Source organism: Tamlana crocina (assembly GCA_040429635.1).
In the GTDB taxonomy this organism is placed as follows: Bacteria; Bacteroidota; Bacteroidia; order Flavobacteriales; family Flavobacteriaceae; genus Flavisericum; species Flavisericum crocinum.
Map to the genome: position 1 here is coordinate 1560180 of CP158972.1, position 21723 is coordinate 1581902.

Consider the following 21723-nt stretch of genomic DNA (forward strand, 5'->3'; position numbering starts at 1 on the left):
CATATGTTCAGTAAAGGTCAAATTGTTTTCGGCGTTTTATTTTTTATTATTTTCGCCATCATCATAGCCTACACGTATCGCAAGGATTTAAAGCTCCATAAAAAGTTTTATGCCGGTAGCGTTTGGATTCTTATCGCCTTTATTGCCTTTATTCTTTTTATTTCTGCTATCAAGTTTTTCTTTAAATAGTTAGGAGTTTTTGTTAGGTAAAACCCTTACTTCGTCTTTATTTGCTTTTTGTCGATATTCTGAGTGGTTTTGTACGATTTTCACATAAATTAATCATAAGAAATTTTTGATTTCTTAATAATAGATTACCTCCCCAAAACCATTGTAACCATTTTGCGCCACGATTTAAATTTACCCTGTTTTGGGTATGTTTTCGCTACTTGTTTTTGGAGATATTTGTGTAATGCTAACCTAAAGCCATAAAAAATGAAAAATAAGTTACAAGTTGTTTTACTATCACTTTTTGTGTTGAGTGTTATAGTTTCTTGCCAAAACTGCTGCAAAGCGGATTTAGAAATTATTAAAAAACAGAATAAGGAAATATTAAATGCTATAAAAAAAATAGGAAACCCTTCCGAGGAGTCTGGTTCTTATGTCATAAATAATACGATCAATTATACCGAATCAGAAATATGTAAAGGCACAAATTTAGGGTCAATGGATTTTAAGCCGGTAATTACAGCCGAGTTTAATGCTGATAGAACAAGAGTATTAAATTATACCATTACGTTTATTGCTTATGGGTGTAAAATAGAATCTATTGTGTTAAAAACATATACAATTAAAAACAATAGAAAAAACACCAAAAATATAATGAAATATAAAGTGAAGTTTGATGACTCCAAATCTTCTTATTTAGTTTCGTTTAAGCTCGATTCAACCCATTTTGATTCAAATGCGGAGGCGAAAAAAGCATTCCAAACTTTTCTTTCTAGAGAAAATGGAGAGGAGGTATTAAGGGTTAAATTCAACCCAAAAGAAAACCGCAGTGATGACAGTTCTGGGGTTGAAGATATGGGAACCGAAAGATCTGGCATAGCAACCACAACCAATGAAGCGCCCAACACTCCTGATAAGATGTAATCTTAATAAAACAATAACATTGTACCTTAGGCTTTCCATATTTTTTATGCTTTTTACATGCTTTGCATTAGGGCAAGAAAATGTATTTGTTAAAATAATGGACAGTGCCCAAAAACTGTACTTAAAACAAGACTATGAAAAGGCAATAAGGTTTTTGGAGGGTGGCCTAAAAAGCCATTCGTTAGTGCCTGCCGAAAAAAATAAAATCTTCATCGAGCTATTTAAAAACAGCTATTGGATCGATAAAGAAGCTTCAAAGCAGTATTTGTACAAATCAAAAAAAAACTATGCCGTTTTACCAAATTTCGACAAAGCCAATTTAGATTATTGTTTTGGCAACATCCACAGGTTGCTTAAAACACACCCCGATTCATCTATTTACTATTTTTTATCGGCATTGAAACTTTTAGATGGTAACGATTTGGCTTCTATGCAATTAAAATCTAAAGTGTATCAAAAAACAGCCATAGTATATGCGCAGATAAACAAACAGGACAAAAATTACTACTACCTGAAAAAAAACAACAACCAATTAGAGGCATTGAAAGACACGGCCAATTTAGTGTACAACCACAATAACTTAGGAACCTACTTTAGCACCACCAACCAAAAGGATTCGGCTATATTCTATTATAAAAAGGCGTTCAGCACCAACCCCAATTCCAGTATAAGCGGATCTGTTCTGCAAAATATTGGAGGCATTTATTTGGGGCAAATGAACGAAATAGACTCAGCAGAAGCCTATTTCGATAAAGCACTTAACCACAAAATAAGTAAAGAAGGCATGGCCAGTTTGTATTTTAACAAAGGCGTAATCAGTAAAATAAAAAATGATTCAGCATCAAGTGTTAAATATTACATGCAAGCCAAAAAGTACGCAGATTCTACCGGAAACATAAAAATGCAATCATTCATTTTTGAAGATTTGGCAAACTATTACGAAACACTTAAAAATTACAGAGAAGCGTTATACAACAGAAAAAAATTTGAAGTTTTGAACGATTCGCTAAACAGTATCGAGCTGTTGAAAAAAATAGAAGAATACAGTATAAAATTTGAAACAGAAAAAAAAGAACGGGAAAACTTAGAATTAAAAATAAAAGTAGAAAAAGAACAACAAAAAAGGAACATTTATCTTTCAGTGGCTTTTGCCCTTTTGGTTTTCGGCGGTACCACGGCCTTCCTCATCCAAAAGAACACCCGTAAAAAACAAAAACTGGCAGAACAGGAAAAAGCCCTCGAAACCCAAAAACTGGCCACCGTTTTAAAAGAACAGGAACTGTTAAGCATCGATGCCATGATCGAGGGACAGGAAAAAGAACGCCAGCGCATAGCCAACGATCTGCACGACGATCTGGGCGGCCTTATGGCCACTGTAAAGCTGCACTTCAATGCACTAAAAGACAAGCAAACCCCCGAACTGTACAACAAAACCACTAACCTTTTAGACGAAGCCTACCAAAAAATACGCAGCATTGCCCATGCCAAAAACTCTGGCGTTATCGCCAAACAAGGGCTGTTAAGGGCAGTACAAGATATGGCCAGCAAAATTTCGGACGCCAACCAACTGGCCATCGAGGTGATTGACCACGGACTTGAAAACCGAATGGAAAACAGTTTGGAACTTGCCATTTTTAGGATGATACAAGAACTCGTGGCCAACGTTATAAAGCACGCCAATGCCACCGAGGCCACCATACACCTAACCAACCACGACGACAGCCTGAATATTATGGTTGAAGACAACGGCAAGGGCTTTAACCCCAGCCAGATAACCACAATAAACAAAGGTATGGGCTTGAGCAGTATTGATAAAAGGGTGGAATTTCTGGACGGTAAAATGACCATAGAGTCTGAAACGAACAAAGGCACCACCATAATAATTGATATACCCATTTAGCGAAAATTTAGAACCATTAACAGCAAACCTGAAACTAAAAACTAAAATGATACGATTAGCCATAGCCGAAGACCACCAATCGCTCATCGATGGCATTAAGCTGCTATTGGAATACGAAGACGGTATATCCATAGTGGGCACCGCCAACGATGGCCAAGCACTGCTTGAGATAGTGGGGAAGAAGCGCCCCAACGTAGTGCTTACCGATATCCGCATGCCTAAAACAGATGGCATTGAGGCCACAAGGCTAATAAAAAACCAATATCCAGAAATTTATGTTTTGGCCTTTACCATGTTCGACCAGTTGGAAGCTATCCAACAAATGATGGATGCCGGTGCCTCTGGGTACATCTTAAAAAACTCGTCGTTGGAAGAAGTGCGCCAGGCCATTTTTGCGGTAGCAAAGGGCGAAACTTATTTTGATGCCAACATCAACACCAATGCACTTAATTCTGAACCGAGCAACAAAACCAAGGGCGTACTCACCAAACGGCAAATTGAAATACTCGAACTGATCGCACAAGGGAAAACCTCGCGCGAAATTGCCGATCAGTTATTTATTGGCACACACACCGTAGATACCCACCGCAAAAACATGGCACGCATTTTAGGGCTTCAAGGCAAAGGCGAACTGATGCGTTATGCCCTGGAGAAAAAGTATAGGTTTTAATTCGCGTTTTTACCCTGTATTGGGTATGGTTTGGTGGTGTTTAGGTTCATAAGTTTGGTACGTAATCAATAAAATTTACGTACCATGAAAAAGCTATTATTTCTGTTGTCAATTTTTTGCTCAACGACTTCTTTCTGCCAAAAGGAAAAGGCAACGTATCAATTTCTTGCACCGGTTTACAATGATGACCAATCAGTACAATTTAAAAAAGGGCATAACGTATATGTTACTGATGTTGATAGTTTAGATTCAAAAAGTGTGTCTTTTGTTTATTACAAATTTGTGGGAAGTGGGAAGAAAGTAGAATTGTTGAATAACATGTTCTTCTATGACACTCAGAAACAAGCCGAAATTGAAAAGACACAAAATGATGGATCGAAAAATAGGGGAGATAGTGAAATTGGGTTTATTAAAACCCATAGATTACCATTAAACAAGTTTAAAGATTTAACCGCAGAAGTTTATACTAGGTTTAAAGGGGTGTCTGCTGGAGTCTTTACTGTTCCGTTTAAAATAAGGATGGACGATTTTGATTTTGAACAGAATGTGAATATAGGTATGAATCTAAGTTTTCCAATAAGAACAGACCGGCTAAAGTTCGATAAAGACCTAATCACCCCTACTGTTGGAATAGGGCTGGCAACTGTAAATCTTAACCCTAAAAACAGCAACTTGGAAACTTCAGATAACGAAGAAGCTAATAGGACAGCTAGTGCCTTTAGTTGTTCTGTTGGCTTAATGTACCAGTTTACAAATTCCATAAATATAGGTTTTCAATACGGAGTAGATTTTCTCGGAAACAACGACAAAGATGTTAATTGGAAATATGATAAAAAACCGTGGCTGGGCATAGGAATCAATATTGGTGTTTCGCTATCTGAAAATAAAAATGCGAATCCCAACAACTAAGAAGTTCTACAGTACAATAAATATCCTCAATAATGGGGATGTTTTTATGTTAAGTAGTTCTATAACTTCGAAAAAGCTATTAATCAATAAAATATCAAGTTATGAAACCAATACTACTTTTTATCATTTTTTCTGTTACCGTTCATTTCAACCTAAATGCCCAGATAATATGGCAGAACACCATAGGGGGAAATTCGTTTGATCATATTGAAGATGTGATCCCTACCTCAGATGGAGGCTTTATGCTCATCGGAAGCTCAGAATCCGGCATTTCAGGAGATAAATCCGAGGCCAGTAAAGGAGCGGCAGACTACTGGATTGTAAAAACCAACAGCAGCGGCGTTGTGCAGTGGGATAAAACCTATGGAGGAAGTGGTGACGACTATGCCGTAACCGCCATTGAAACAGCCGACGGTAGTTTTGTTATTCTGGGCGATTCCGATTCAGATATATCTGGAGATAAGTCTGAAAACTCAAAAGGCAATTCAGATTTTTGGCTCGTAAAAATCAGTAGTACCGGAACCATAATCTGGGATAAAACCTTAGGCGGGTCGGGTTACGAGTACGCTGTTTCATTAAGAGAAACACCTACAAACGATTTAATGGTTGTAGGCGATTCCGATTCCGATATATCTGGAGACAAATCTGAAAACTCCAGAGGTTTTACCGATGTTTGGGTTGTAAAAACCAATGGTTCAGGCTCGAAAACCTGGGATAAAACACTAGGAGGAGATGCCGATGAAGAAACCACCGTTATTGAGCTGACGGCCGACGGCGGATATATACTCGGGGTAATTGCCGAATCGGGGATTTCGGGTGATAAAACCATAAATACAAGCAATAATGAAGACTATTGGGTAATTAAAATAAATGCCAGCAATACTATAGATTGGCAAAAAACCTATGGAGGCACTTCAGAAGCCATAAGCATTTTAACTGTTCTGATGCCTACCGATGATGGCGGATACATTTTGGCCGGAGATTCCGATTCTAACATCGGGGGAGACAAAACCGAAAACAGTAAAGGAGAGAGCGATTTATGGGTGTTGAAGATTAACAGCACGGGCACCATAGAATGGCAGAGCACATTGGGAGGCGATAGTTTTGAGTACGAGCCCAGTGGATTTAAAAAGGCCGGTGGCGGCTATGTGTTCGCTTGTACAAGTTCATCCAATATTTCAGGGGATAAAACCGAAAGCAGTAACGGAGACGATATTTGGTTGGTAGAGCTTGACAGCAACGGCAATCTGGTGGGCGAAAAAACTTTTGGTACAGGATCAGACGAGTTTCCCCAACAAGTATTGCAAACCAGCGACGGCCATTTTATAATAGTCAGCGATGTTGACGAGGCATCTGGCGACAATACCGAAGCCCCAAATGGCGATTCTGATTACTGGCTTTTTAAAGTGAACAATAGTACACTTTCTTTGGAAGAAAATAAATTTATGCAGCATAGGGTAAGCGTATTTCCAAATCCAACTTCAGGGAATGTTAACATCAAAACCAACCAAAAAATAGAAGGGATTGAAATTTTTGATGTAACAGGAAAGTTGATTTCCACATCAAAGCCAATCAACAACACGGCAAACATTTCCCACCTTCCCCAAGGGCTGTATGTTTTAAGAATCTATTCAAAAAATGGAGTGGTAAACCAGCGCATCTTAAAACAGTAACCTTAACCTAAAAATACCAACTATTGGTGATGTTTTGGCATCGAGTATTTCGATAAATTAAAATGCTATTAATTAATCTTAAAATCTCTTATTATGAAACGGTTATTACTTTTTTTCCTTTTATGCACCACTTTTGTTGGTGCACAAAACTGGATAACATCATCTACACAACAGGCCGATTTAATCAATGAAATTTCGGTGGTTAATGATGATGTAATTTGGCTCATGGACCAACAGGGTACACCCAACGGATTTTCAATTTCAACGGATGGAGGACAATCCTGGACGCATAAAAATTTCCCAGCTTTGTTTTCAGAAAACAATTTTAACTTGGGCGTGTTAAGTGCGGTTGATGCCAATACAGCTTATGTTATTGTTTCGTTGGCTGACGATGCAAATTTAGTAGGAGTTTATAAAACTACAGATGCAGGTACAACTTGGCTTAGGGAGCCGACAATATTTAATGGTGGTGCATCTTTTCCTAACCAAGTCCATTTTTGGAGTGCTGATCAGGGCTTTGCCATGGGCGACGGGTTGGAATTGTATGTTTACTATTTTGGAGCTTGGTACAACCAATCTTCCGGCTTGAATTCAGTAGGTACATGGTCTCTCAATTCCAGCAACTATTTAAAAATTGTGGGTAATTCGGCTTATTTTCTAACTGGTGCCGGAACGATTATTAAAACTGCCGACCAAGGCATTACTTGGGTTGAGATAGCAACACCTTTTAATTCGCAATCGAACGTAAACTTCAGTTTTAAGGATAATATGAATGGCATCGTTGTGTTTAATGATAATACTTCAAATCAACTTTACGCAACTACTGACGGCGGACAAACCTGGAATTTGGTTGGGAACAACATACAAAACTTAAATCATATTATAGAATATGAGCCTAGTGAAAAGCGATATTATAGTATAAGCCGAGATCTTAATAATTTAACATTGTCGTATTCGGAAGACAATGGAGTCACTTGGACTGTAGAGCCCCAATTTAATGGGATTCTGTTGGGGGAACTAGAGACTTCCCGTGAGGGGAAAATATTTATAGGAGGAACATCAACCGTTTATAGTAAAACCCCTGATTTTTCTAACCACCCTGATCTTGATGCTTTGGTGGCCCTTTACAACAGCCTGAATGGCGATCAATGGACTGATAGCACGAACTGGTTGGACACCACAAAAGCCATTTCGTCATGGTATGGCATTACCGAAACCAACGGGCGGGTAACGGGTATAGACCTTGGCTACCAAAACAACGTTTCAGGTTCAATTCCTTCTGAAATTGGTGATTTAACGGAACTTGAAACCTTTTGGATACAGGCATCATCTATAACCGGAGAGATTCCGTCAAGCATTGGAAATTTAACCAAACTGCGTCAGTTAGTCTTGTACTATACCTATGGCATTATCGGCAGCATTCCGGCATCCATCCAAAATTGCACAAACTTGGAGTGGATATATTTATCCGGTAATGAATTGGAAGGCACTATTCCAGACCTATCGGGCTTAAATAGTCTAACCAATTTTGTAATTGACAACAACAACTTTCAATTTGGCGATTTTGAAAATGAGTTTGCTTCATACCAAAATAATATATCCCAATTCATTTATTCGCCACAAAAATATGTTGGCGAAGATGTAAATTCGGTTTTGGAAATAGGCCAAACCGAAACTTTAAATGCCTCACTGGTAAGCGGCGGCCAAAACAGTTACAATTGGTATAGAATGAATGCCGATGGAAGTGATGGTGGTTTTGTATCTGCGGGAATGTCGGTTGATGTAACGATTAACAATACAGACGATTACAAGTGGTATTATTTTTACGAGATAAACAGTAGTTTAGTGCCAGGTTTAATACTTAGAAGCGGGTTTTTCCATTTTGCCGAACCGCCAACATCCAGTCCAGATTACAATGCCCTGGTAGCTTTGTACAACAGTACGAACGGTGAGAACTGGACAAACAACACTAATTGGCTAGATACCACAAAACCATTAAATACCTGGCATGGCATCTACAATGTTGTAAATAATAGAGTGGTTGACCTAAATATTGGCAACAACAATTTAACGGGCAGCATACCCCCGGAAATTGGTAACTTAACCGAGTTGACCTATTTAAGTCTTTGGGGCAACGAACTAACAGGAAACATCCCTCCAGAAATTGGCAATCTTACCAAACTCACCTATTTGGATTTAGCGCCAAATAACTTTTCTGGCAGTATACCCACAGAAATTGGCAACTTGGTAAACCTAGAAACGCTTTGGCTTAACCAAAGTGGTTTATCTGGAAGCATACCGGCTTCTTTAGTTAATTTAACAAAACTCAAACACTTACATTTGCATAGCTCTATTGGCCCCGGTTGGGGCGATAATACCAGTGCCTATTCCGGAGATTTTCCCGATTTGACCGCATTGCCGCTGGAACTACTTCATATATACAACAATTATTTTGAATTTTCTGATGTTGCAGACGAACTGGAAACCTATAAAGCCAATATTCCCGATTTTCAATTTAGTCCACAATTTACCCAAGATTTACCCGAAGACACTAACATTGGCGTAGGAAGCGACATTACGCTAACTGTAACCGATGTGCCAATAGCATCAAAAGGGATGAAAACCAAAACAGTTGTGGCCCAGAACACTTATCAATGGTTTAAAGATAATGTGGCAATAACCGAAAACGGTAATTCTGACACCTATGTAATCAACAATGCCCAAACTTCTGATAGCGGCATTTATCATTGCGAAATTACAAATACAGATACCCCAGATTTTGTAATTAGAAGAGCATTTATAACCCTAAACGTGGGCACATTGGGCACGGAAGAACAGCAATTGGAGCAGTTGCGTATTTATCCTAACCCAACAACATCTGTATTGAACATAAAATTAAAAGGCCAAAACAATGCCTATGTAGCCATTTTTGATATGAGCGGAAAAGAGGTTTTTAAAAAACAGATAGCAACCCAATGGGGCGTTTTTAATATTGAAAGTTTAAATACGGGAGTGTACATGCTACAGGTGAAAACAAACGGAAAAACCATAAAAAAACGCATGGTAAAAAAGTGATGGAATAAAGGCTGTTTTAACTCAAAAATCCCCACTATCGGGGATTTTTTGCATTGGTACATATAGCTAAATTTATGAAGCTATTAATCCATAAAAACAAAAATTATGAAAACTATTAAAAAAACCTTGGCACTATTATGCATTCTAACGTTTCTTTTATCGTGCGAGAAAAAAGAAGATCCAGTAGTTGTAAACGAAACATCAACCATTCCAACAACCAATTTAGGAAGGGAAAACACTTATCTGGGGTGTATGGAAATATCGACTAGGGAAACAACCATAGAAGTTTGGGACCACGGGCAGATAGACAACGATATTGTTTCTATTATTGCCAATGGCGAGGTTATTGTTGATCAACAGGTGCTTGACGGGCCATTTAACCCGATTTCAACAATCTATAATTTTGGCAGTAATGGTTTTAACTACGTAACGCTGTATGCACACAATTTAGGAGATATTTCGCCAAATACCTGCACCATAGCCATAAACGGCGTCGAGTTTATCCTAGAAGCAAATTTAGATGCTAATGGTTCAATTGACGTAGTTGTTGGTGGTTATGGCGTAAGCTGCAACTAACTGCTTTATCTAATAAAATTAATTTGTTATTTGAGTTAGTCATTTTGGGCGGTCTAAACACAATTTATTTTCTTTTTTGAAGTTAGGTTTAAGTTAATTTAGGCCGCCCAATTGTTAAACCAAAAATATTTTCATTTTCCACGCAACCTTTTTAAAAAGCTTGCATCTAGTAAATACTAAACCAAGCTAAAGATGAAATTACTACTCGTACTCAGCATTCTTATAGTCATTAATATTTTATTATTGGTGTTTAGTGTCAATAAAAAAACAGAACCTTGATTTAGATTCTGTTTCTGATGTAATTGACTTTTTATCCAAGTTTTAATTTTTATCGCAAGAAGCCAAAGTGCTTAGATAGCTTTTGGTTAACTTTTCTAAATCATTCAGATAATGGTCTTTAATTTCTGAAATGTTTTTCTGTTGAAGGCCAGTTTCTTTGTCATCATAACTCAGCAAACTATGCTTGCAATCACAAACTTGCAATGTACTGTTAAAGGTTTTAATATTTGAAGCAATAATTGATTTGTAATGTTTTATTGTTTTTTCCTTTTCAAAAACTTCCGACTTTAACTTCTGCGCGGCCAATTTCAGTTTTAATGCTTCTTCCTTTTTTTCCAGTGCCAATTGTTGTTCTTCAAGCTGTTTTTGTTCAAACTCCAACGCAGTCAATTCTTTGTTTTTATTGGAGGAAGCGGTGAATTTATCCAATTCAACAATACTTTCTTTTGCAATTTCGCGGGCGCGTTTCACAAAAAAACGGCCGTCCTCATAAGTTTCAGCCGTTTCAACCATAGCGAGATGGTCAATACCTTTTTTTACTAGGGAAAGTGCTGTTGTGCAACCACATTCGACAAGATTTTTCTTCGACAGCTTAAACGATTCCAACGATCGGTTGGCATAATATTTTAAATGGCTAATGTTATTGGCTTCATAAGAATCCTTTACGTGCGAATAGGCATTCACTAAATAGCCATTGGCTTCGTCACAATGGGTTTGGGCATACGTTATTACGTACGAAAATAGAAAGAATAGAAAATAAAAATGTTTCATGGTTTGGGGTTGGTTACATAAATAGGTTGGGCGAAAGTATGAAAATATGTATAAACACCTGTGCCGTTTATCGAAATTGGGGCATTGTAAAAATCAATGGGAATGAAATTAGATTTTCGCAGCCCATTATCCGATACATTTTTTATATTTAAGCTTCCCATAAAACGCTAAGCATGGATAAATACAAAGTCACTTCTCCCATAAAACTGAAAAATACTAAAACAAAAGTTGAAATTCACGACGCTAAAAAGAAGCTTAAATCAATTCGGAAGAAATTGGGCGATTGGCAAAATACCATGTATGCGCACGATAAATATGCCGTTTTGGTATGCTTGCAAGGGATGGATACCGCGGGTAAGGATAGTTTGATTCGCGAAATATTTAAAGATTTTAACGCCCGCGGAGTTATGGTACACAGTTTTAAAGTACCTACCGACAAAGAATTGGGGCACGATTACCTTTGGCGCCACTACTTAGCCCTGCCCGAACGGGGTAAATTTGGGGTTTTTAACCGAACGCACTACGAAAACGTTTTGGTAACACGTGTACACCCCGAATATATTTTGGGCGAAAAAATTCCGAATGTTAATTCTATTGACGACATTGACGAGACTTTTTGGGAAAAACGTTTCGAGCAAATTAATAATTTCGAAAAGCATTTGGCTGAAAATGGTACCATCATTTTTAAATTCTTTTTAAATCTTTCTAAAGAAGAACAAAAAAACAGATTGCTACGCCGATTGGACAAGCCCGAAAAAAACTGGAAGTTTTCGCCCGGCGACCTTGAAGAGCGGGAGCTTTGGGACCAATACCAGCATTGTTATGAAGAGGCCATAAACAAAACCTCGAAACCCCATGCGCCTTGGTACACCATTCCGGCCGATGATAAGCCCACCGCGCGGTATTTGGTGGCGAAAACTTTGTACGATACCTTGAGTGCCTATGCCGATATAAAAGAGCCAGAACTGCACGATGATATTAAAGCCAATATTGAAGCTTATAAAAAGCAATTGGAAAATGAGTAGTATTTGGGCGTTTTAACGCGCTTTACGCTATATCTTTTTTTCGTGCCTCAAAAAGGATGCCGCTTCAATCACTAACGCAGAACTTACTTCCGTAAGTTTTTGATGCGTTCCAATAAAGTAGGATGTGAGTAGTGCATAAACACATAAGCCGGATGCGGCGTTAAATTGCTCAAACTGTTTTTGCTCAGTTTTTTTAAAGATGTAATCAGTGGTTCACCTTTATAAGTGTTTTTGGCATAGTCGTCAGCTTCGTATTCAAATTTTCGGGAAAACCAATTCATAATCAATCCGGTAATTTCAGAAATTGGGGCATAGAGCATACCAAAAGCCACCAAACCAATGTGGAAACTTGGTGTTTCAACCCCCAAAGCGTTTGACAGCAACGGACTAGAAATAAACAATGACAGCACATAAAGCATCACGCCTGTGGTTAAAACCGAAACCACCAAATTGAAAATAATATGTTTCTTTTTATAATGCCCCACTTCGTGTGCCAAAACAGCCACGATTTCTTCGTCCTCCAAATCATTAATTAAAGTATCGTAAAGCGTTACCCGTTTTTCGCTTCCAAAACCTGAAAAATAAGCGTTTGCTTTTGTGCTACGCTTCGAGCCGTCAATCACAAAAATCTTATCGAGTTTAAAACCCACCGTTTGGGCGTATGCCGAAATTTTATCGCGTAAAGCGCCTTCTTCCAAAGGGGTTTGTTTATTAAACAGCGGAACAATTATTTTAGAATAAAACATATTCATAAATACCGAAAAAACCGTAATTAAGCCCCAAGCATACAGCCAAAACAGACTCCCCGAAATTTGATAAAACCAAACTACAAGCGCCAAAATACCACCACCAAGAATGGCCATCATCAGCCAACCTTTTATTTTATCCAGAATAAAGGTTTTTAAGGTTGTTTTATTGAATCCAAATTTTTCTTCGATTACAAAAGTGCTGTAATACGAAAACGGAGTCGTTAAAATATCGCTACCAATCATGATAATTCCAAAGAAAATCAAAGCCACAATAATGGGATTGCTGCTATAGCTACGGGCAATGTTGTCTACCCATTCAAACCCGTCGAAAATTAGAAAAGCAAGCGTTAGCGCCACCGAAAATGTCGAAGTAATCAATCCAAAACGGTATTTGGTGGCTTTGTAATTTTGCGATTTTTTGTATTCGGCTTCGTCATAAACATCTTCAACTTCCTTGGGCAGTTGGTCGTTAAAATGTTTAGCATTTAAGGAATCCAATATTTTATCAACCAAATAATTGATAACGATTATGGCTATAATAATATAAAATAGGGTATTTGCGGTCATGTTTGTTTTTTGGTGTCATTGCGAGGAGTCCCGATAGTTATCGGGACGACGCGGCAATCTGTTTAATTATCCACAGTAATGACAAGGTTATTCAAAATTTCGTTGCCTTTTGGCCTCAAAAATAAGAATTCCTGCGGCAACCGAAACGTTCATCGAGTCAATTTCCCCTTGCATGGGGATGATAATATTTTGGGTAGAATGTTGTCGCCACGCTTCACTTAATCCAGTGGCCTCTGTGCCTACAACAATGGCCGTGGGTTTTGTGAAATCCTGCGTATGATAATCTACCGAAGCTTGTAAAGCGGCACAGTAAATATTAATGTGTTTTGATTTTAAAAACGAAATGATTTCATCGGTCGTTCCCATGGCAATGGGAGTAGTAAACACACAGCCCACGCTAGAGCGGATGATGTTTGGGTTGTACAAATCGGTTTTAGGGTTGGCAATAATTACGGCGTCTGCATTTGCGGCATCGGCAGTGCGTAGCAAAGCTCCAATGTTTCCGGGTTTTTCAGGGGCTTCGGCCACTAAAATCAATGGGTTTTCAGTATTGAAAACTAAATTTTTAACTAAATGGGACTTACTTTTTGCAACGGCCAAAATACCTTCGGTTGTACCACGGTGCGCTAATTTTTGATAGATTTCTTGTGAGATTTCAATCTTGTCCTTGTGGGTTTCGACTCCGCTCAACCTGACATTTAAAAATTCGTTTAATTGTTCTTTTGAAAATAATTCAGAACAAAACAACACGGTTTCCAATGCATAACCGCCCTTAATGGCCAATTCGATTTCACGCCCACCTTCAATTAAAAACGTACCCGATTTTTTACGTTCGCGTGACTTGTCTTTTAATTGGACCAGTTGTCGAATAATTGGGTTTTGTGCGCTGGAAATAAATTTTGTAGTCAATTATTTACTATGTTTGGTTCTGCAAATTTACTATAAATATGAAACAAACTTTACTTTTCTTTTTCTTCGTTCTATCTATTTCTGTTTTTTCACAGGTTGCTAATAAACCATATGACCTTTGGACATGTGACAGTGACCATAACGGTTTTGAAGTTTTTGATTTAACAGTTTTAAATGATCAAGTTTTAGGTGGACAAAACTCAAGTGAGTATCTTGTAACATACCATTTGTCGGATTATGACGTGCACAATGACAAATCTTTAGATGGTTTTTACGGAGCTAACATTGATGATTTACCTGTTACAATTTATGCTAAAGTAACAAGTGTCGATACCGGTAATTATGATTTTACATCTTTTGAGTTATATTTTGTGGGGTTTTCTGATTCAGGAGGGGGGTTAGATGTAATAAAATGTGATGATAATGAAAGTGATGGTATTACGGCTTTCTCAACTTATGATTTAGGTGTTGATAATTCAAGTACTGTTCATAAAACAAGAGAAGATGCAATTAAGGGAATAAAACCGCTAACATTGCCTTATCATAATACAACTCCTCATCGTGATATGGTGTATTTAAGACAAGAAAATTCATATGGGTGTTATAAGATCACATATTTGCATTTGGAAGTAAGGTCGAATCCAGAAATTCAAAAACCAACTCCTTTTTTGTTATGTGATGATAATGCCGATGGTTTTTCTGAATTTGATTTAATGGAAAAGAATGATGAAATTTTGGATGGAAGTCAGGCGACTATCACATATCATTTAACTTCTAGCGATGCAGCCTCATTTAGTTATAATGGCAAAAAATTACCAGAGTTATATACAAATACAACTGCATACACACAAACGGTTTATGCACGAGCAACGTTTAGTTCAACCGGATGCTATAAAATAACTAGTTTGGATTTAATTGTTCAGGATTGTCGGGATCTGGACAATGATAATATAATTAATAGTTATGAGGATTTTAATAAAAATAACAATCTAGATGATGATGATACTGACTTAGACACTATTCCTGATTATTTAGATGATGACGATGATGGTGATGGAGTTTTGACTAAGGATGAAGATTACAATAATAATGGAACACCATTAGATGATGATACAAATGCAAACAACATTCCAGATTATTTAGACGTTAGTGTTGCGCTTGAAACAGAGGAGTTTGAGGTCGTTAATTTTAAATTGTTCCCCAACCCAGCAAAAAACCATTTTTACCTACAATTAAATGAACAGGTAAATAGTGTTTCGGTTGAAGTGGCTATTGTTGACCTTCAGGGAAAGGAAATAATCAAAATAGAAAAGAATAACACGGGTAAATCAATAAAATTGGACATTTCACAATTAAAAAGAGGTTTATATTTTGTTAAGGTAATAGATGGCAGTAAAACCTTAGTAGGAAAACTAATGGTACAATAGATATTTATTGATTATGAGTTTTGCCCATTTTCATGTAATTAAAAGCTGTTACTTTCGTCAAACGAATAAACATCAATAAAAATGAAAAAACTAGTATTACTATCCATTTCACTATTTATTTTATCCTGTAAGAACAAAACATCCGAAACCACCGTAGAGACAAAACCCGAAACTGCCGCCGAGCAGAAAGACAAACCCTCAAAGTATCCAGAGGCTTTGGTGAAAGTATTTGATGCCCATGGCGGACTTGATACTTGGAACAAAATGAAGTCACTCTCTTTTACCATGGAAAAACCCAATGGAAAAGAAGTAACCACCGTAAATTTAAAAAACAGGAAGTCGCTTATCGATATGCCAGAGCACGCTATTGGCTTTGATGGTAAACAAGCTTGGCTATTAAATAAAAGCGATGCTGAGTACAAAGGCGATGCTAAATTCTACTATAATTTAATGTTCTATTTCTATGCCATGCCATTCGTTTTGGCCGATGATGGTATTATTTACAGTGAAGCAAAACCTTTGGAGTTCGAAGGGCAAACCTACCCCGGAATAAAAATATCCTATAATAGCGGGATAGGCGAATCGCCAGAGGATGAATATGTTTTGTATTTCAACCCCGAAACCTATAAAATGGAATGGTTGGGCTATACTGTTACATTTTTTACAGGAGAAAAGGAGCCTAAACTTCATTTTAGAAAATATAGCGATTGGCTAGAGGTAAATGACCTGTTGCTCCCTAAAACCATGGTTAGGTATAATTACGAAAACAATCTGCCTACTACAATACATAGCGAAAACCATTTTACAGAGGTATCGGTATCTTCCGAAAAACCAAATACAGAGTGGTTTGAAGTGCCCGAAGGTGCTACTGTTTTAGAGTAATTATAAATTTATGCCATCAAAATAATTTACCAGTAGGGCCACAACATAATTGTAGCTTTCCATACCCTTGCTCTGTTGGTTGGCTTTTAGAAAATTACCGTAGAATAATTTAAAAAAAGGTTCGGCAGGGTTTTGGTGTTCATCCCAAAACTCCCGAACCTCTTTGTAATTCTTTAAAATTCCTGGGTTAACGGTTTCAACCATGGTTTCGTAAAGCGCTTCGTCCCGACGATAAATTTCATTTAAGCAAAATCGTAGCCCGAAGGTATATCCCGAATAATTAAAGTAAATATTTTTATGATTTATAGCAGCTAAACAACCAATAAAATTGGCTTCGTTTTCGGCGGCATAACCTAATTGATGGGCAATTTCGTGGGTTGTGGTTGTGGGGAATTTAAAGGAGGGAATCAGTCCGTCAACCTGTGCTTCATTTGTAAGCGGATTTAAATAACCACTAAAGCCCATATAGGTTAAAGGATAACTAAACAACGATTTTTTTACACTTTTAGGGTGGTACTCTAAATGTGGAAATTGTTTTTTCAATTGGTCGTAACCCATAGGCGCCTCCTTTAAAATATCACTTTTGCTAAAGGGCATATCAACCTTTAAACTATCGTGTTCAGCAATTTGTAAATGGATGCCGTTGGCTTTTTTAATTAATTTTTCAGTGACCAAAACCAATTTTTCAGTCGTATAATCGGCTTCCAAATTTAAGTTTTTGTGTAAAGGCAAACGGTAATAATTTAGCCCCCAAAGCACATGGAAAGCAAAGTAAACCACGGCCAATGCTGCAGCCACATCGCGCAGCCAATTTAGGGTGTCTTTTCGTGGGCGTTTTCGGTTTTTTATCAACCACCTCACTATATAAATTATGGAAATGGCATATACCACATCGCCAAAGGAAAACGGCAACCAGCCCAATGTATACCTGAAAATTTTCGAGATTACGGGATACAGGCCGTTACTGTAAAACCGTTCAATAAATTCGGAGAAAAGCGCCATCAGTTTCACCAAAAAATACTGCGGAACCAACGACAGCGCCAGTAGGTTTTTCTTGTTCTTCAACATGTTCCAAAAATAAACAAAATTATGCCTTTGCAAATATTTTTAATTGTGGCCCATTCACCGTCGCAAACTTATAAAGGTTTGTTCCTGCTTTCCGCTTTATCTTTATAAAAATGTCATAGCGAGCCAATAGGGCGTGGCTATCTTTTCAAACTTAATCCAAGCCCAAACATTTCAGTATATTTTATTTTATAAAGGATACCGCTGCAATCAGGAGCAGCGAAATAAGTCCGTGCCTTTTTGCTACCTTTGTCCAAATAAAAATATCGAAAATAATGAGCCAAGACATCAGACAACTTCAACCTACCGCACTGTGGAATAAATTCGCCGATCTTAATGCCGTACCACGACCTTCAAAAAAAGAAGAACGGGTTATTGCATTCATGAAAAACTTTGGTGAAAGTTTAGGTTTGGAGACCCTTGTTGATGAAGTGGGCAATGTAATTATAAAAAAGCCGGCAACTCCCGGTATGGAAAATCGAACTACGGTGGTAATGCAATCGCATCTCGATATGGTACACCAAAAAAATAATGACACCGTTTTCGATTTCAATACCCAAGGCATCGACATGTATGTGGATGGCGATTGGGTGCGGGCCAAAGGCACTACCCTTGGCGCCGATAACGGTTTGGGCGTGGCCACCATTATGGCCATTTTAGAGAGCGACGATATTCAGCATCCCGCTATTGAAGCCCTGTTTACCATTGATGAAGAAACAGGGATGACGGGTGCCATGGGTTTAAAGGGCGGACTCCTTTCTGGCGGTATTTTATTAAATCTCGATACCGAAGAAGACGATGAAATCGGTGTAGGCTGTGCTGGCGGAATTGATGTTACGGCTACAAGAAATTATGAGGAAGAAGAAACACCCGAATTCAAGATAGGATACGAAATTAAGGTAAAAGGTTTACAGGGTGGGCATTCTGGAATGCAAATCCACGAAGGCTTAGGCAATGCCAATAAAATAATGAACCGCTTATTGTTTGATGGGTTTGAACATTTCGGGCTCCGCATTTCAGAAATTGAAGGAGGTGGTTTAAGAAACGCCATTCCGCGTGAGAGCAAGGCGATTGTTGCTGTTGATGCCGTTAAAGAGGAGCGCTTTTTATCTGAAATCAAACAGCTTTCAGAAATCATCAAATTAGAATTCAAAACTACCGACCCCGATTTAACCATTGAAATTTCAAAAACCGAAACGCCAGAACGTATTTTGGACTTAGGCGTTCAGGAAGGATTTACCAGAGCGGTTTATGCCGCCGTAAACGGTGTGTACCGTATGAGTGCCGATATGCCCGATTTGGTGGAAACGTCTAATAATATAGCACGCGTTTTGGTAAAAGAGGGGAAAATAGAAGTAGCTTGTTTAACCCGTTCTTCAGTGGAAAGTTCTAAAACGGATTTGGCAAATACACTCCGTGCCACTTTTGAACTTACGGGTTGTGAGGTTGCATTTTCAGGTGAATATCCCGGTTGGCAACCTAACATGGATTCAAAAATCCTGAAAGTTATGGTGCCGCTATACGAAAAGCTAAATGGAGAAAAACCACATGTGGCCGCTTGCCATGCCGGATTGGAATGTGGTATTTTAGGGCAAAACTATCCCGAAATGGATATGATTAGTTTTGGTCCCAACATTAAAGGCGCACACTCGCCAGATGAGCGAGCACAGATTTCGTCGGTGCAAAAATATTGGACATTTGTTTTGGAGGTTTTAAAGAATATTCCTTCTATGAAAATATAACTTAATGCTTTTTGTCGGATTTATTTGTTTTTAATCGATACTTTTCTTAAGTTTGAATAAATGGAATGAAGACATTTTAAAAGCATTATTTTAAGTGAAACATAAAGTAAGCACCCCAATCTGCCTCTAAAAAGAAACATTTAAATAATGCTTTTTTTGTTATAAATCAATTTTGTAGTAAGATTTTGATTTAATTAGAAAAAACAGGTTTTTAACCTAAAATCAAAGCACAATTACCCAAATAATCATTTTGCATCAATCAAAACTTAAGACGATATCTCCTTCGGTAGAACTCAAATTATATCTAATAATTTGATGGTCTTCGTTGCTTGTTGGAACCATTTTACCCGTAAATTTAACTTTAGAATCATCATCTCTCGTTACGGTAAATTCAATGTCAAGACCGTCAAACTTTCCTTCTAAAGGGTTATCATCTCCATCAGTATCGTTTGGGTAGTTCTTTTCAGCACCAAATATTAAGCCCATTTCTTTTCCTTCGTCGTTACTTTGTATGGAAAAGGCATAGCCGTCTCCACCCTCTACGGGCCAGGTTGCGGTAAAAGCCGGTATAAAAACAATGGCGGCAATCGTTTCGGCGCCACATGCCACAATAAGGCTTAAAAGGCCAATTATTACCGATTTTTTAATAAAATAAAATGCTTTCATATCTCTTGGTTTTAAATGGTCAATCTTTATGGTTTGGTTCTTAAATCTTCCTTTAGGTTGAAATAAAACCGCTGTATTTGGTCTTCAAAATTATCTATGGCGGTATTTAAACCTATCGATGAATTTTTTGAATTCCAAATGATATCTTCTTTCAGTCTTTCCCGTTCCCTTTTGTTTTGATTTGCCCGATAATCCAATATTTTTTTTCGAACGTTGTTCAATTTAAGAATGTGTTTTTTATGAATGTCATTAATCATATCATCGTAAATAGATTGCAATTCTCTTCCGTAATTACTACCCCAAACCGATTCAAAACTTAAAAGGTAGTTTTCACCGTTGTCATTCCAATCAATAAAAATGTTGTTGTAGGCGTTTATTATGGTTTCCAGTTCTTCAAAGTATGCTTCGTTTTTTAGGGCGATATCTATAATGTCGCGAAATGCGATATGCACATCTTTAGCCTTTACAATGTAGGTGTCCAATTTTTTTGAAATGATTCTGAACTGTTCGTTTTTAGCCTCCAAAATTTCCTTGAAATGAAGTTTGGTTATAAGGTCTTTCATGTACCTTTTTCGGGCGGAATTATTATTGATTGAAGTTTTTTCAATAATGATGCTTTCTTTTTTAGGGATTTCGCCATTTTCCAAATTCTGGAAAAAAACAGATACTTCATAAACATGGCCATCTACATCGTCAATCAATTGCCCGAAAATAACCGTTTCGGCTCTCAGGTTTTTAAGTTGGTCCACGGTTTCGGTTGGCAAGTTTTTTACGTTTGAAATTTCGCTTTCCATATCCCGATGTGCCAAAACCAGATTGTGGTTTCGCCTTTGTAGCACGGTATACTTATCCAGTTTTATCAGTTCGGTTTCGAAATCGTCGGTGAATTTTGAAGCAAATTTTTTAATGGCAGGTTCGCTGGTTTTAAAATCCCAAACATACACGTTGCTATTTTGGGCAAACAGGTTGGTAGATAAATATACCGTGATGCACGCTATAAAGCCAAATGTTTTAACCAAAATGTTGAGATACTGTGCCATGTTTTAAAGTATTGATTTGTTTAATTACATATTATGGGGACTTGTGTATTGTTTTCTGTAATGAGCCGCTGTGTACTGCATCGTTTGTTTCCTAATTTTATATCGAATTTGTGGCTGTCGTTTTTTTTAATAACTCTAACTGTGGCATAAACCCCCGATGTTTTTACAACCGTTGCTTTTTTGGAATCGACATAAATATCGGCGCCAATCATGTTTGAAGGCAAAACGAGTTTTACAGTATAGGTGTTCAGTTTAAAAATGTCTGGGTTTACCGTTAAAATGCTGGACTTGGCCAATTGATCTGATTTGTTGATTAATTCGTGGTTGGTGGTTGACAGTTGCCTAACCTGTTTGTTGAGTAAGGCCGAAGCTTCTTTGGCTTTAGGGCATTCGGCCAAATCGTTTTCAAGTTTGGTTTTAAGCTTGTCTAAATTTTTTAGTTTATCTTGTTGATTGGTCAGTTGGTTCGATAAATCGGCGATGGTACTTTCAAAATTTTGAATGGAATCGTGCAGCTTTCGTACTTTTTCTCTGCTGGCCGTAATCTCCACTCCAAAAACGCTTACATTTTCGGCGTGCGAAATCAATAATTTTAATTCCGGTTTGAATAAAAATATAGCGATTAGGCCAAATACCGCCCAAATTAGGGTTTTGTGTGGGAATTTGGCAGTGTCTTTTTCTTGTTCTTCCATGGCTCGATGGTTTT

19 protein-coding genes are annotated in these 21723 nt (G+C 37.7%); 12 read left to right on the forward strand and 7 right to left on the reverse strand.

From position 1 onward, the window contains the following. Positions 1–3 precede the first annotated feature (3 nt). The 8 genes from ABI125_07085 to ABI125_07120 all read left to right on the forward strand — a co-directional run bounded on the left by ABI125_07085 (position 4) and on the right by ABI125_07120 (position 9895). A complete protein-coding gene (locus tag ABI125_07085; GenBank protein ID XCF07616.1) occupies positions 4–189 on the forward strand; it encodes a hypothetical protein in 186 nt (61 codons plus the stop codon). Positions 190–435: 246 nt separating this feature from the next. Continuing rightward, positions 436–1092, forward strand: a complete 657-nt coding sequence (locus ABI125_07090) for a hypothetical protein (GenBank protein XCF07617.1) — start codon at positions 436–438, stop codon at positions 1090–1092. Between the two features lie 97 nt (positions 1093–1189). Beyond that, positions 1190–2992, forward strand: a complete 1803-nt coding sequence (locus ABI125_07095; GenBank protein ID XCF07618.1) for an ATP-binding protein — start codon at positions 1190–1192, stop codon at positions 2990–2992. A gap of 46 nt (positions 2993–3038) precedes the next feature. Next, complete coding sequence (locus tag ABI125_07100; protein ID XCF07619.1) at positions 3039–3662, forward strand: response regulator transcription factor; 624 nt, start codon at positions 3039–3041, stop codon at positions 3660–3662. 84 nt (positions 3663–3746) lie between these two features. After that, positions 3747–4571: a hypothetical protein gene (locus ABI125_07105; GenBank protein XCF07620.1), complete on the forward strand. Its 825-nt coding sequence runs from the start codon at positions 3747–3749 to the stop codon at positions 4569–4571. Between the two features lie 101 nt (positions 4572–4672). Continuing rightward, positions 4673–6244, forward strand: a complete 1572-nt coding sequence (locus tag ABI125_07110; protein XCF07621.1) for a T9SS type A sorting domain-containing protein — start codon at positions 4673–4675, stop codon at positions 6242–6244. 93 nt (positions 6245–6337) lie between these two features. Next, complete coding sequence (locus ABI125_07115; protein ID XCF07622.1) at positions 6338–9319, forward strand: T9SS type A sorting domain-containing protein; 2982 nt, start codon at positions 6338–6340, stop codon at positions 9317–9319. A 105-nt stretch (positions 9320–9424) separates the two neighbouring features. Next, complete coding sequence (locus tag ABI125_07120) at positions 9425–9895, forward strand: hypothetical protein (GenBank protein ID XCF07623.1); 471 nt, start codon at positions 9425–9427, stop codon at positions 9893–9895. A gap of 321 nt (positions 9896–10216) precedes the next feature. Here ABI125_07120 and ABI125_07125 read toward each other — a convergent pair whose 3' ends face one another. After that, positions 10217–10945, reverse strand: a complete 729-nt coding sequence (locus tag ABI125_07125; protein XCF07624.1) for a hypothetical protein — start codon at positions 10943–10945, stop codon at positions 10217–10219. Positions 10946–11118: 173 nt separating this feature from the next. Between ABI125_07125 and ABI125_07130 the strand changes: the two genes are divergently transcribed. Next, the gene (locus ABI125_07130; protein ID XCF07625.1) at positions 11119–11970 is read left to right on the forward strand and encodes a PPK2 family polyphosphate kinase; all 852 of its coding nucleotides are present in this window, start codon (positions 11119–11121) and stop codon (positions 11968–11970) included. An 83-nt stretch (positions 11971–12053) separates the two neighbouring features. Here the strand turns inward: ABI125_07130 and ABI125_07135 are convergent, their stop codons facing one another. Together ABI125_07135 and ABI125_07140 are read right to left on the reverse strand one after the other, a co-directional pair. Then, positions 12054–13286: a M48 family metallopeptidase gene (locus ABI125_07135; GenBank protein XCF07626.1), complete on the reverse strand. Its 1233-nt coding sequence runs from the start codon at positions 13284–13286 to the stop codon at positions 12054–12056. 87 nt (positions 13287–13373) lie between these two features. Beyond that, a complete protein-coding gene (locus tag ABI125_07140) occupies positions 13374–14195 on the reverse strand; it encodes an RNA methyltransferase (protein ID XCF07627.1) in 822 nt (273 codons plus the stop codon). Between the two features lie 38 nt (positions 14196–14233). Between ABI125_07140 and ABI125_07145 the strand changes: the two genes are divergently transcribed. Both ABI125_07145 and ABI125_07150 read left to right on the forward strand, forming a co-directional pair. Beyond that, on the forward strand, positions 14234–15622 hold the full coding sequence (locus tag ABI125_07145; GenBank protein ID XCF07628.1) for a T9SS type A sorting domain-containing protein: 1389 nt from the start codon (positions 14234–14236) through the stop codon (positions 15620–15622). A gap of 81 nt (positions 15623–15703) precedes the next feature. After that, positions 15704–16504: a DUF6503 family protein gene (locus ABI125_07150; protein XCF07629.1), complete on the forward strand. Its 801-nt coding sequence runs from the start codon at positions 15704–15706 to the stop codon at positions 16502–16504. Here the strand turns inward: ABI125_07150 and ABI125_07155 are convergent, their stop codons facing one another. Further along, positions 16505–17572 (reverse strand): DUF3810 domain-containing protein, encoded by a 1068-nt coding sequence (locus ABI125_07155; protein XCF07630.1) that lies wholly within the window; start codon positions 17570–17572, stop codon positions 16505–16507. Positions 17573–17844: 272 nt separating this feature from the next. On the opposite strand from ABI125_07155, the gene ABI125_07160 reads away from it, so the two are divergent. Next, the gene (locus tag ABI125_07160) at positions 17845–19311 is read left to right on the forward strand and encodes an aminoacyl-histidine dipeptidase (GenBank protein XCF07631.1); all 1467 of its coding nucleotides are present in this window, start codon (positions 17845–17847) and stop codon (positions 19309–19311) included. A 255-nt stretch (positions 19312–19566) separates the two neighbouring features. On the opposite strand, the gene ABI125_07165 is transcribed toward ABI125_07160, so the two are convergent. From ABI125_07165 to ABI125_07175, 3 genes are read right to left on the reverse strand one after another with little or no spacing between them, the layout of a single operon-like run. Continuing rightward, positions 19567–19977: a hypothetical protein gene (locus ABI125_07165; GenBank protein XCF07632.1), complete on the reverse strand. Its 411-nt coding sequence runs from the start codon at positions 19975–19977 to the stop codon at positions 19567–19569. A gap of 26 nt (positions 19978–20003) precedes the next feature. Beyond that, complete coding sequence (locus ABI125_07170) at positions 20004–21017, reverse strand: hypothetical protein (protein XCF07633.1); 1014 nt, start codon at positions 21015–21017, stop codon at positions 20004–20006. A gap of 20 nt (positions 21018–21037) precedes the next feature. Beyond that, positions 21038–21709 (reverse strand): hypothetical protein, encoded by a 672-nt coding sequence (locus ABI125_07175; protein XCF07634.1) that lies wholly within the window; start codon positions 21707–21709, stop codon positions 21038–21040. Between the last annotated feature and the right edge of the window lie 14 nt (positions 21710–21723).